The 12,226-nt window shown below is 47.5% G+C and carries 12 protein-coding genes; 6 read left to right on the top strand and 6 right to left on the bottom strand.

The window, feature by feature from the left end; genetic code table 11:
- Positions 1 to 5 precede the first annotated feature (5 nt).
- The 6 genes from purC (at position 6) to guaA (ending at position 7,538) form a co-directional block, all read left to right on the top strand.
- Positions 6 to 710, top strand: coding sequence for a phosphoribosylaminoimidazolesuccinocarboxamide synthase (gene purC / locus ACLQ3M_RS13200; protein WP_411678154.1), 705 nt, complete (start codon positions 6 to 8; stop codon positions 708 to 710).
- 4 nt (positions 711 to 714) lie between these two features.
- Positions 715 to 2,190, top strand: coding sequence for an amidophosphoribosyltransferase (gene purF / locus ACLQ3M_RS13195; protein WP_411678153.1), 1,476 nt, complete (start codon positions 715 to 717; stop codon positions 2,188 to 2,190).
- 20 nt (positions 2,191 to 2,210) lie between these two features.
- On the top strand, positions 2,211 to 3,641 hold the full coding sequence (gene purB, locus ACLQ3M_RS13190) for an adenylosuccinate lyase (protein WP_411678152.1): 1,431 nt from the start codon (positions 2,211 to 2,213) through the stop codon (positions 3,639 to 3,641).
- A 111-nt stretch (positions 3,642 to 3,752) separates the two neighbouring features.
- Positions 3,753 to 5,030, top strand: a complete 1,278-nt coding sequence (locus ACLQ3M_RS13185; protein WP_411678151.1) for an adenylosuccinate synthase — start codon at positions 3,753 to 3,755, stop codon at positions 5,028 to 5,030.
- Between the two features lie 221 nt (positions 5,031 to 5,251).
- A complete protein-coding gene (locus ACLQ3M_RS13180) occupies positions 5,252 to 5,869 on the top strand; it encodes a hypothetical protein (RefSeq protein WP_411678150.1) in 618 nt (205 codons plus the stop codon).
- 130 nt (positions 5,870 to 5,999) lie between these two features.
- The gene (gene guaA, locus ACLQ3M_RS13175) at positions 6,000 to 7,538 is read left to right on the top strand and encodes a glutamine-hydrolyzing GMP synthase (protein WP_411678149.1); all 1,539 of its coding nucleotides are present in this window, start codon (positions 6,000 to 6,002) and stop codon (positions 7,536 to 7,538) included.
- Between the two features lie 131 nt (positions 7,539 to 7,669).
- On the opposite strand, the gene eda is transcribed toward guaA, so the two are convergent.
- The 6 genes from eda to ACLQ3M_RS13145 all read right to left on the bottom strand — a co-directional run bounded on the left by eda (position 7,670) and on the right by ACLQ3M_RS13145 (position 11,806).
- Positions 7,670 to 8,296, bottom strand: coding sequence for a bifunctional 4-hydroxy-2-oxoglutarate aldolase/2-dehydro-3-deoxy-phosphogluconate aldolase (eda, locus tag ACLQ3M_RS13170; protein WP_411678208.1), 627 nt, complete (start codon positions 8,294 to 8,296; stop codon positions 7,670 to 7,672).
- A 22-nt stretch (positions 8,297 to 8,318) separates the two neighbouring features.
- The gene (locus ACLQ3M_RS13165; RefSeq protein WP_411678148.1) at positions 8,319 to 9,275 is read right to left on the bottom strand and encodes a sugar kinase; all 957 of its coding nucleotides are present in this window, start codon (positions 9,273 to 9,275) and stop codon (positions 8,319 to 8,321) included.
- A gap of 26 nt (positions 9,276 to 9,301) precedes the next feature.
- Positions 9,302 to 10,102: a gluconate 5-dehydrogenase gene (locus ACLQ3M_RS13160; protein ID WP_411678147.1), complete on the bottom strand. Its 801-nt coding sequence runs from the start codon at positions 10,100 to 10,102 to the stop codon at positions 9,302 to 9,304.
- A gap of 36 nt (positions 10,103 to 10,138) precedes the next feature.
- Entirely contained in the window at positions 10,139 to 10,981 is an 843-nt protein-coding gene (gene kduI / locus ACLQ3M_RS13155) for a 5-dehydro-4-deoxy-D-glucuronate isomerase (RefSeq protein ID WP_411678146.1), read from the bottom strand.
- A 36-nt stretch (positions 10,982 to 11,017) separates the two neighbouring features.
- Positions 11,018 to 11,386, bottom strand: a complete 369-nt coding sequence (locus tag ACLQ3M_RS13150; RefSeq protein ID WP_411678145.1) for a hypothetical protein — start codon at positions 11,384 to 11,386, stop codon at positions 11,018 to 11,020.
- Positions 11,387 to 11,458: 72 nt separating this feature from the next.
- Positions 11,459 to 11,806: a TRAP transporter large permease subunit gene (locus tag ACLQ3M_RS13145; RefSeq protein ID WP_411678144.1), complete on the bottom strand. Its 348-nt coding sequence runs from the start codon at positions 11,804 to 11,806 to the stop codon at positions 11,459 to 11,461.
- Positions 11,807 to 12,226 lie beyond the last annotated feature (420 nt).

The following is a 12,226-nucleotide window of genomic DNA, read 5'->3' as shown; positions in this document are numbered from 1 at the left end:
TAAAAATGAAAAAAATGGAACAGCTCTACGAAGGAAAAGCCAAAAAGGTTTTCGCAACCGACGACGCAGATCTTTGCATTGTCGATTACAAGGACGACGCGACCGCGTTCAATGGTCAGAAAAAGGGAACAATTATCGGCAAGGGCGTTGTAAACAATAAAATGTCAAATTACCTATTCAAACTGTTGGAATCAAAGGGAATTCCAACACATCTCATGGAACAGCTCAGCGATCGCGAAACACTGGTCAAAAAAGTGGAGATTGTTCCTCTGGAAGTGATTGTTCGAAACAAGGCTGCCGGAAGCATGGCAAAACGCCTTGGCTTAAAAGAAGGGACCGAGCTTCTTTGCCCCGTCCTGGAATTCAGCTACAAATGTGATGAACTCGACGATCCTATGATTAACGAAAGCCATGCTCTGGCCGTCGGTTACGCGACAAAGAAGGAGATTGATAAAATTTCGTCCATGGCGCTGAAAGTCAACGAGATTCTCTGCGACTTTTTCCGTTCTGTTAATATTGAACTGATTGATTTCAAACTTGAATTCGGACGCTATCACGGAGAAATTCTGCTGGCGGATGAGATCTCTCCGGACACCTGCCGTTTCTGGGACGTAAACACGCATGAAAAGCTGGATAAAGACCGTTTCCGCCGCGACATGGGCGGAGTAGAAGAAGCATACCAAGAGGTCATGGGAAGAATCGGTTTATAAAGGAATGGATGGTGATCTTTTGAATTGTTCTGTCTCGGAACCTGATTACGGACATCCGCATGAGGAATGCGGTGTGTTCGGCGTTTATTCCGACGGCACGCTGGACCCCTCCTATGCTGCATATAACGGGCTTCTCGCTCTGCAGCACAGGGGGCAGGAAAGCTGCGGCATCGCGGTGAACGACAGGGGAGTTATTTCCTATTATAAGGACATGGGACTGGTCACGGAAGTGTTTAGCCACGAAATTCTAGACAGACTCAGGGGACAGATGTCCGTGGGGCACGTCCGGTATTCCACCGCGGGCGCAAGCGTAAGGGAAAACGCTCAGCCGCTTGTGATGCGTTATATCAAGGGAACTCTTGCGATTGCACACAACGGAAATTTGACGAACGCATTCGAGCTGCACCAGCTGCTCGCAAAACAGGGCAGTATCTTTCAGACTACAATCGATACGGAAGTATTCGCCTACATGATCGCACGCGAACGGGTCGAGGCTCCTTCCATTGAGGAAGCTGTTCGCCGCGCCGTGAAAAAGGTACACGGCTCTTATTCCATGGTGATGATGAGCCCGCAGAAGCTGATTGGCGTGCGGGATGTTCACGGATTCCGGCCGCTTTGCATTGGCAAAATCAACAACTCCTATGTCTTTGCGTCTGAAACCTGCGCGCTTGACGCCTGCGGTGCGGAATTTGTCCGGGACGTGCTGCCCGGCGAGATTGTTGTGGCGGATGAAAACGGTCTGCGTTCCATTCGCGATGAAGTAACAGAAAAGAAATCGCTCTGCGTTTTTGAATACATTTATTTTGCCAGAACAGACAGCGTCATCGACGGAATCAGCGTTTATGAGGCACGGAAAAAAGCAGGACGCCTGTTGGCCCGTCAAAATCCGGTTGACGCGGATATTGTTATCGGCGTTCCGGAGTCCGGAATCGACGCCGCAATCGGTTACAGCGAAGAATCAGGAATTCCCTATCAGAAGGGAATTGTGAAGAACAGTTATATCGGGCGGACATTTATCAAACCAAGTCAATCGGAACGCGAAACCAGCGTGAGAATCAAGCTGAATTCTCTTCATACCGCAGTAAAGGGAAAGCGAGTCGTCATGCTTGATGATTCGATTGTACGCGGCACGACAAGCGCGCGAATCGTTTCCATGCTGAAAGAAGCCGGAGCGAAGGAGGTCCATCTCAGAATCAGTTCCCCTCCGTTTTTATGGCCCTGCTACTATGGAACCGATATTCCTTCAAAAGATGATTTAATTGCTTGTCAGCACAGCATTGAAGAAATCGGCAAAATGAGTTTTGCCGACTCAATCGATTTTCTGAAACTTGAAAATCTGCCAAAAATGCTGGATGTCTCAGGGGCCGGATGCAGCGGTACCTGCGACGCCTGCTTCTCCGGAAAATATCCGGCTGAAATTCCGGACTACCTGGTTGCCCAGAAAAATTATGATTACTGCATGCCGATCAAACGGCTGTAATCTGCTTGGAGGCCCAAAGATTGAAAAACACCTATGAAACGCCGCTTTCTACCCGGTATGCAAGCAGCGAAATGAGCTACCTGTTTTCTCCGGATAAAAAATTCCGTACCTGGCGAAAGCTCTGGATCGCCCTTGCTCAGGCGGAACGTGAGCTCGGCTTGAATATTACTCAGGAACAAATCGACGAAATGATCACCCATCAGGACGATATTAATTACGAAGTGGCACGGGAACGTGAAAAAATCGTTCGTCACGACGTTATGTCCCACGTCTATGCTTATGGGGAACAGTGCCCGAAAGCAAAACCGATTATCCATCTGGGTGCCACTTCCTGCTATGTAGGCGATAACACGGATCTCATCGTCATGACGGAGGCGCTCCGTTTAATCAGGGACAAGCTGGTCGGTACAGTCCGTATTCTCTCCAGATTCGCTATGGAATATAAAGATCTGCCGACTCTGGCGTTTACCCATTTTCAGCCGGCCCAGCCCACAACGGTCGGGAAACGCGCAACCCTCTGGATTCAGGATCTGCTCATAGACCTGGACGATGTAGAATATCTGCTTTCGCAGGCAAAGCTGCTTGGTTCCAAAGGAACGACCGGAACGCAGGCCAGCTTTCTGGAGCTGTTCGACGGCAACCATGAAAAGGTAAAACGTCTCGACGACCTGATTGCCGAAAAAATGGGTTATCCGTCGTGTTTCGCTGTTTCCGGACAGACCTACACCAGAAAACTTGACAGCCGCACCCTTTCCGTGTTAAGCGGAATTGCCCAGAGTGCCGCAAAGTTTTCCAACGATATTCGTCTGTTGCAGCATCTGAAGGAAGTTGAAGAACCGTTCGAGAAAAATCAGATTGGTTCCTCCGCCATGGCCTATAAGCGCAATCCGATGCGAAGTGAGAGAATTGCGTCGCTGGCCCGCTATGTGATTGTCGACAGCCTGAATCCCTGCATTACCGAGGCGACGCAGTGGTTTGAACGCACACTGGACGATTCAGCGAACAAAAGGATCAGTGTTCCGGAGGCATTTCTGGCGGTTGATGGAATTCTGAACCTCTATGAAAATGTTTCAGACGGTCTGGTTGTTTATCCCAAGGTGATTCTTCAGCATTTGAGCAGAGAACTTCCGTTTATGGCCACGGAGAATATTATGATGGACGCAGTGAAACGCGGAGCGGACCGTCAGCAGCTTCACGAAAGAATTCGTGTGCATTCCATGGCCGCTTCACGGCTAATAAAAGAAGAGGGCGGAGAAAACGATCTGCTGGACCGGATCGCAAACGACCCGGTTTTCGGTGTTACCAGGGAAGAACTGGACCGCGTCGTCAGTCCGGAGCGTTTTGTCGGCAGAGCTCCCGAACAGACGGAAGACTTTATCTGTAATATTGTACAGCCGATTCTGAAACAATATCTTCTGGTGAAAGAAACGAAACCGGATATTAACGTTTAAATTGTTTTTCCCATCATTTTATGATATGATTAATAGGTTGTTGCAATGCTGCCTAAATCCTGCCGCAGGGCAGTATGTACTTTCCGTAGCGGCGCGGCGGAGTGATTCAAAATGATTACAGCTATTGTTGGTGCCAACTGGGGCGACGAGGGAAAAGGAAAAATCACGGATGTGGAAGCCGCCAAATCCGATATTGTGATCCGTTTTCAGGGCGGTAGCAATGCCGGCCACACCATCATTAACCACTATGGCAAATTTGCCCTCCATCAGCTTCCGTCCGGCGTTTTTTATAACCACACGACAAACATCATTGGGAACGGCGTAGCCCTGAGCGCAGAGAAGTTTATCGCCGAACTGCAATCCCTAGAGGAACGCGGGGTACCCAAACCAAAGATTATGGTTTCAAACCGTGCGCAGCTTGTCATGCCTTATCACATTCAGTTGGATTCTTTTGAGGAGGCGAGGCTCTCCTCCCGTTCATTTGGTTCCACAAGATCCGGAATCGCACCGTTCTATTCCGATAAATTCGCTAAAATCGGCTTTCAGATCAGTGAACTGTTCGGCGATCAGGCGTATTTGGAAGAAAAAGCAGAGCGGATTGCGACCCTGAAAAATGTCTATTACGAATATTTATATCATCAGCCCAAACTTACGGTGGACGCGATTCTACAGCAGCTTCTGAAATATAAAGAGATGCTGGCCCCCTATGTGGCCGATACTTTTGATTTTCTTTACAACGCAGTCCGAGAGGGAAAGAATATTCTTCTGGAAGGCCAGCTTGGGGCATTGAAAGACCCGGATTTTGGAATTTACCCGATGGTTACCTCCTCTCATACGCTTGCCGCCTACGGCGCGGTCGGCGCGGGGCTTCCCCCCTACGAGATTAAAAATATTATCACGGTCGTCAAGGCGTATTCCAGCGCGGTTGGCGCGGGAGAATTTGTCAGTGAGATATTCGGCGACGAAGCCGACGAGCTGCGCCGCAGAGGGGGAGACGGCGGAGAATTCGGTGCGACCACAGGGCGTCCCCGCAGAATGGGTTGGCTGGATCTGGTCGCATCCCGCTACGGGTGCCGCGTACAAGGTGCCACTTCTGTCGCGTTCACCGTTTTGGACGCATTGGGATATCTGGATGAAATTCCTGTTTGCGTCGCTTATGAACTTGACGGAAAAACAATAGATTATTTCCCCACAACAGCGGAGCTGAAACGCTGCAAACCGGTTCTGAAAAAACTTCCCGGTTGGAAATGCGATATCCGCGGAATTAAAAAATACGAGGCTCTTCCCGAAAACGCACGCAAATATGTTGAATTTGCGGAAAAGGAAATCGGGATTCCGATTCACATGGTCTCAAACGGTCCTTCCAGAGAGGATATTCTTTATCGGTAAAGTTTCAAAGTACAGCTTAAACAGAAATCTGAAACGGCCGGTTCGGCTTCCTGCTGTAAAGCAGCGCGCCTGCCGGCGTTTTGGATTTACCTGATTTCAGCGTCTGAAAGAGGGGAAACCCAATGTGCGGTATCTTCGGATATACCGGCAGAGAACAGGCCGCCCCAATTCTTCTCCAGGGGCTGGAAAAATTGGAGGATCGGGGTTACGATTCCTCCGGCATGGCCGTGGTTGACGGCGCTTCTCTCAAAGTAGTAAAAACAAAGGGCAAGCTGAGGGATCTGAAGGATAAGATTCATAAATTCGGTGATCTCAAGGGGACTGTTGGAATCGGCCACACTCGTTGTGCGACACATGGCGAACCGCTGGATGTCAACGCTCATCCTCAGTTCAGTGGTTCCGAGATGTTTGCCGTTGTTCATAATGGTATTATAGAAAATTACCGAACCCTGAAGGATTCTTTGATCTATATGGGATTCCATTTTATTTCCGATACGGATACGGAAGTAGTAGCCCAGCTACTTGAATTTTATTATGAAGAGAGTGTTTTGGAAGCAGTCTCTAAAACGATACAGAAAATTGAGGGCTCTTACGCGCTTGCTATTCTTTGCAGAAACTTACCCGATCATATCATTGCGGTTTGCAAAAACAGTCCAATGATTGTGGGAATCGGCAAAAATGAGAACTTTGTCACTTCCGATATTCCGGCTGTTTTATCCAGAACGCGAGATGTTTATTATTTGAATGAAAATGAGATTGCCGTTGTTGCAAAGGGAGAAATTAAATTCTATGATCTGGACGGTAATGCAATTCGTAAAGAAACCTATCCTATTTCCTGAAACCTTGCCACCGTCTTGCGTTCTTTCCGCTGCAGTTGTTAGCTTATGATATTGCTTTTCGAAAATCTGCAATACTGATAGACCGTGTAATTGTTCAAATCAGTCACCGTTATATAAGGAGAAAAACAGTATGAAACAAAACGAGGCAGTCTTAATTCTGGATTTCGGGGGGCAGTACAGTCAGTTGATTGCACGCAGGGTGCGCGATCTGAATGTATACTGTGAAATTAAGTCCTATCAAACTTCCGCGGATGAAATCGCTTCTTCCGGCTATCATGGAATTATATTTTCCGGTGGACCGGATACTGTTTATGATGATCAAGCTCCCAAATGTGATAAGAAGATTTTTGACCTTGGGATTCCGATTCTAGGCATTTGCTACGGCGCTCAACTGATGGCGTTTTCACTCGGAGGGGAAGTTGACAGCGCTGCTATTCGGGAATACGGCAAAACAGAATTTCAAATCACTGCGGAATCTCCTATTTTTCAGGGAATCGACCGGAACTCGGTTTGCTGGATGAGCCACACCGTATATATTAAAACTCCACCGGTCGGCTTCCAGATTACGGCGGTCAGCTCTACCTGCCCGGTTGTCTCTATGCAGAATACGGAGAAAAAGCTTTACGCCACACAATTTCATCCTGAAGTAGAACATACGCTTCACGGTCAGGAGATTCTTCATAATTTTCTGTATGAAATCTGCGGATGCACCGGCGATTGGAAAATGGATTCTTTTATCCAGACTTCGGTGGAACAGATGAAGAAAACGATCGGGGAGAAAAGGGTTATTTGCGCACTTTCCGGCGGCGTAGATTCCTCCGTGGCTGCCGCACTGGTGCATCGTGCGGTTGGCAAACAGCTTACCTGTATTTTCGTCGACCATGGCCTTTTGCGCAAGGGGGAAGCAGAAGAAGTTGAGCGAGTATTCCGCAGCCAGTTTGATATGAATCTGGTTCGTGTCGACGCACAGGCCCGCTTTTTAGCTCGTCTTTCCGGTGTTACGGAGCCGGAGCAAAAACGTAAAATCATTGGGGAAGAATTCATTCGGGTGTTTGAAGAAGAGGCCAAAAAGATCGGACAGGTCGAATTTCTTTGCCAGGGAACAATCTATCCTGACGTTGTCGAAAGCGGAACCGGGAACGCGGCGGTCATCAAAAGTCACCACAATGTCGGCGGACTGCCGAAAGATATTGGCTTTACGGGCCTTGTGGAGCCGCTGCGTTATCTTTTTAAAGATGAGGTAAGAAGAGTCGGCACCGAACTGGGACTGCCTGATTCACTCGTGTGGCGTCAGCCGTTCCCCGGCCCCGGACTTGCCATCCGGATCATGGGTGAGGTGACCGCGGACAAACTTTCTATACTGACAGATGCGGATGCCGTTTTTCGCGATGAAATTGCAAAGGCAGGGCTTGACCGGAAAATCAATCAGTACTTTGCGGTATTAACCGGAATCAAAAGTGTCGGCGTCATGGGGGACGGACGCACCTATGACAATACGATCGCTCTCAGAGGCGTTACCACTTCAGACTTCATGACTGCGGACTGGGCCAGAATTCCCTATGATGTGCTTGAACAGGCCTCCAGCCGCATCATTAATGAAGTTAAAAACGTGAACAGAATTGTTTATGATATTACTTCAAAGCCACCGGCAACGATTGAGTGGGAATAATCGGATCACTCTCACAGGTAAACTAGTGTAAAATTCGTCAGTTGTTTCATTGCTGAATAAGCAAATTAAAACGAGGCACATAACCGGTATTTCTCCGATTATGTGCCTCGCTTTTTACTCAATGCCTTATTTCAGCGAATTTCATCGCGAAGTTTGGCAGCCTCTTTTGTTAGAGCTTCGATCTCATCGAATTTTCCGTCAGTAAGCAGATTTTCCGGTACCATCCATGTTCCGCCGCATGCAAGTACGTTTTTCTGCGATAAATATTCTTTTACATTCCCCGGCTTTACTCCACCTGTCGGCATGAATTTCATTCCGGAATAAGGCCCTGAAAGGGCCTTCAACATAGCAATGCCGCCGACAACTTCCGCCGGAAACAATTTAACCACCGAAAGCCCTTCACGCATACATGCTTCCACTTCCGTAGGTGTGGCACAGCCTGGAAAAACAGGAATTTTGTTTTCAATACACCAGCGAACAACGCTGAGATTGGTACCGGGGCTTATAATTGCCTTGGCGCCGGCTTCAACCGCTAGTTCTGCATTTTGTACCGTCAAAACTGTTCCGGCGCATACAAAAAGCTCCGGGACTTCCTCTGTGATTGCACGGATAGAATCCGCGGCCGAATCACTTCGAAACGTGACCTCCGCGGCAGGCAGACCGCCGTTCTTCAGGGCTTTCGCTAACGGAACAGCATGCTCAATACAATCCATCTTGATAACCGGAATAATTCCGATTTTATATAACATCTGAGTCATATCAATCATCCAGAATTTCTCCTTACTCAGCTTGCTGCTGATAATTCGTCATGAACCGATTCAACTCGTCGCGAGTGGGAAGGCCTTCATTATCGCTAATATTCATAATCTGAATGGTCCCAATCGCGTTCGCGCGCCGCACAGCTTCATCGAGAGACAGTCCCTCTGTCAACGCACTGATAACACCCGCCGCAAATCCGTCTCCGGCACCAACCGTATCTACGATTTTTTCAGCAGGATAAGTAGGGGAGTAGAAACTGTTCTTTTCAGTTGCAGCATAAGCGCCCTTGGGACCGATCTTTACAATCACGGCCCTTGCACCACGCGATAAGTAAAATTCTGCGATTTTCTTCGGGTCTCTGGTTCCGCAAAGGATTTCGCCCTCGTTTTCACCCGGCAATACATAATCTGCCATCGACGCAAGTTCATTAATCGTTTGAATCATAACCTCACGGCTTGGCCAGAGCTGAGGCCTTAAATTTGGGTCAAAGAAGACCTTAAGGCCCTCATTCTTCGCCTTCCGGATTAATTCAAAGGCACTTTCCCGTGCGGAAGATGAAAGCGCGGGAAGGATGCCGGTCATATGCAATGCACAATATTCTGAAAGGTCAAGCCCATTCAGATCCTCTGGACAAATCGTGGAAGCAGCGGAATTTTTCCGATAGTAATAAATATCCGGATCACCGTGGCTTGTTTTGCTTTTCAGCATAAATCCGGTTGCATGGTCCTCGCTTTTCATCACCATGGAAGTGTTAATGGAATTACGATTCATTACTTTGACGATCTGGCGACCAAACGGATCGCTGCCAAGTTTGGTCAGGTAGCCAACCGGATGACCCAGGCGGGCCAATCCGACGGCTACATTAAATTCGGCGCCGGCCACGGAGGTGGAGTAGTGGCGAACATCTTCAAGGAGGGCCTCTTCTTCAGCGATGAACAGACCCATCGGTTCCCCGACCAGCATGATTTTATTCTTCATGGAAGAATTCTCCTTAACATATCATATTATGGCTGTTTTCCAATATAAGCCAGAATACCACCGTCAACGTAAAGCACATGGCCGTTGACAAAATTGGAAGCTTCGCTGGCAAGAAATACAGCCGGTCCCATCAGGTCATCGGTTGTGCCCCATCTTGCAGCTGGAGTTTTGGCAACGATAAACTGATCGAAAGGATGGCGAGAGCCATCGGGCTGGCGCTCACGCAGGGGAGCGGTCTGCGGCGTTGCAATATAACCGGGTCCAATGCCGTTGCACTGGATATTGTGTTCGCCGTATTCCGAGCAGATGTTTCTTGTCAGCATTTTCAGGCCGCCTTTGGCAGCCGCATATGCGGAAACCGTCTCACGGCCCAATTCACTCATCATGGAGCATATATTAATAATCTTTCCATGACCTTTTTTGATCATTCCTGGGATTACCGCTTTGGAAACAATGAAAGGTGCGTTCAGATCAACATCCACAACCTGTCGGAACTCATCGGCAGTCATGTCAAGCATCGGGATTCGTTTAATAATCCCGGCGTTATTCACTAAGATGTCGATCACGCCAATCTCATCCGTGATTCTCTTGATCAGTTCTTGAACCTGAGCTTCATTTGTAACATCGCACACATAACCGTGAGCCTTAATTCCCAGCTTTTGATAGGAATCAAGGCCTTTCTCTACCAGTTCCTGCTTAATATCGTTAAAAACAATTGTAGCTCCCATGTTGGCATATGCGCAGGCAATGGCGAAGCCAATTCCATAAGAGGCACCGGTGATAAGGGCAACTTTTCCATCCAAACGAAAACTGTTGTTATCAACCATGGTAATACCTTCTTTCTTTTCAACCGAATTGCAGCCTCAGCGCATTTCCTGAATCGGGATTTCATCCATGTCGTCAAAAGCCTTGTTTTCTCCGCCCATGGCCCAGATAAAATGATAATTAGTCGTTCCGCAGCCTGCGTGGATGCTCCAGGAAGGGCTGATAACAGCCTGTTCATTCTGCATTACGATGTGCCTTGTTTCTTTGCCTTCACCCATCATATGAAATACGACGTTACCTTTCGGAATATTGAAGTAAGTGTAAACCTCCATGCGGCGTTCGTGGGTATGCGCTGGCATGGTATTCCAAACACTCCCCGAGTCCAAGCAAGTAAGCCCCATGGAAAGTTGACAGGTCTCAAGGACATCAGGATGAATAAACTGGTTGATGACCCGCTTATTGCTGGTTTCAGAAGAACCGACCGGACGCTTATTTGCATCCGCAATAGAGATAAAAGTAGTTTTACAGGACTTATGAGCCGGTGCGGATACCATATAGAATTTTGCAGGTTTCTGAGGGTCTTTGCTTTTAAAGGTTACTTTTTTGGTTCCCATGGTCACATAGAGGCAATCCTCAAATTCCATAGGGTAGCTGGCTTCATCCGCAGTGATTTCACCAGGGCCACCGATATTGAAGATCCCGATTTCACGGCGTTCAAGAAAATAATGCGTTCCAAAATCTTTCCAGCAATCAATGCCTTTGTCAATAGAAACCGTTTCGTTTACAGGCATGCAGCCCAATGTGACCATTCTGTCCACATGGGAGTAAACAGCAACCACTTCATCCGCACAATAGAGGTTTTCTATCAGGAATTCCCGACGGATCTCCTCGGTGGTATAGCGTTTAAAATCACGCTGATTGGCAGAATACCGAATATCCATAGTAACTCCTTTTCCGATTCGAAATTTCGAACCTGTTTATTTTTTCTGCAACAGATGAAAGGCAAACCCCGCGATTTCATCCCGAAAGTAAATAGCGCCCAGATTGCCTTTTTCATCGCAATTTGCAGACTCTTCATTGAATGCGATTCCCTTGGATTCCAGATACTCCTTCGCACGGTTAATATCGGTTGTACGGATTGCAATATGCCCATATCGACCCAGAAATTTCGTTTTCATGATTTCAAATTGCTCGTTAACAAAAATGGAACCCGGGGTATTCCGACTCTCAAATCCGAAAAGATCGCAGAGCAACTGTGCGATTTTCTTTGCCTCCTCTTCGTTGTCCTGGTTAATGCCGATGTGATCAACTTCGAAGCCAAAACCCTTCCCATCAATTTTATCCATTTTTCAGCTTCCTTTCAAGCTTTATTTTGCAAGGTAACCGACGTCAATCGGAATGACAACGCGGAATTCTGCCTAATGACGTTCATAACTAGCATAGGCGCGTTTCTTTGCCATAAAGGCAAACAGGATCATGCAGCCAATGCCCCATAAAATACCGGGAATATAGCCTGCCATGAACACGGCGGCAATTGACACGGAACCGGCGACGACAGCTGAATAAACATCATCCGGTTGTTGGGGGGAATCATCCATGCCGGTCGGGCTGGAAGCGATATTTACATCCGCAAAAACTACTTGGAATAACCTTCTTTTTCTTCGAGCGGTCCTAAAATGCCGCCCATAGCCGCTACGGCGGCAAACACCGGAACCTGAAATGGAACCGAAAAGCATGTTGGCAACAATATTGGTTTGAGCAAACATCCTGCAAGCGATGGGCAAGGAACTTGTAATGATGTACCAATATAACAATAAAATAATAGTGATTTTACTTGTTAACCGTTATACGAAACCGGTAAATAAAAAGCCTGAAAAAAAAGCCTGATTTATTCAGGTTTTATTCTTCATTTTGTTAGCTAAAATTTATCCTACCTCGAACGCAAATTCATCCTACCTCATCAATTTGGATTTGTCAATCGTTTTTAAACATATTGCCCTAATTTTAGTATTATTTACATAAAATAAAACGCATTTGTCGATTAAGGAGATTTCTATTTCTGGAAAAGTCAAGAATGGTGCAGAACCTAAACACCCAAAAACTGTTGGTTAAGCAGCCAGACCTCTGGCGGCCTGAGGGTACATAGCGGGAGCGAGGCCGCCCGGATTGGCGGTATAGATTCGCTC

This window comes from Caproicibacter sp., from assembly GCF_046707225.1.
In the GTDB taxonomy this organism is placed as follows: Bacteria; Bacillota; Clostridia; order Oscillospirales; family Acutalibacteraceae; genus Caproicibacter.
Note: the sequence above shows the minus strand (reverse complement) of the source record. Positions and strands in the feature narration are given on the sequence as shown.

Coding starts and splice junctions, on each gene's coding strand:
- purC (WP_411678154.1), top strand. CDS start 6: ATGAAAAAAATGGAACAGCTCTACGAAGGAAAAGCCAAAAAGGTTTTC.
- purF (WP_411678153.1), top strand. CDS start 715: ATGGATGGTGATCTTTTGAATTGTTCTGTCTCGGAACCTGATTACGGA.
- ACLQ3M_RS13185 (WP_411678151.1), top strand. CDS start 3,753: ATGATTACAGCTATTGTTGGTGCCAACTGGGGCGACGAGGGAAAAGGA.
- ACLQ3M_RS13180 (WP_411678150.1), top strand. CDS start 5,252: ATGGCCGTGGTTGACGGCGCTTCTCTCAAAGTAGTAAAAACAAAGGGC.
- guaA (WP_411678149.1), top strand. CDS start 6,000: ATGAAACAAAACGAGGCAGTCTTAATTCTGGATTTCGGGGGGCAGTAC.
- eda (WP_411678208.1), bottom strand. CDS start 8,296: ATGACTCAGATGTTATATAAAATCGGAATTATTCCGGTTATCAAGATG.
- ACLQ3M_RS13165 (WP_411678148.1), bottom strand. CDS start 9,275: ATGAAGAATAAAATCATGCTGGTCGGGGAACCGATGGGTCTGTTCATC.
- ACLQ3M_RS13160 (WP_411678147.1), bottom strand. CDS start 10,102: ATGGTTGATAACAACAGTTTTCGTTTGGATGGAAAAGTTGCCCTTATC.
- kduI (WP_411678146.1), bottom strand. CDS start 10,981: ATGGATATTCGGTATTCTGCCAATCAGCGTGATTTTAAACGCTATACC.
- ACLQ3M_RS13150 (WP_411678145.1), bottom strand. CDS start 11,386: ATGGATAAAATTGATGGGAAGGGTTTTGGCTTCGAAGTTGATCACATC.
- ACLQ3M_RS13145 (WP_411678144.1), bottom strand. CDS start 11,806: ATGTTTGCTCAAACCAATATTGTTGCCAACATGCTTTTCGGTTCCATT.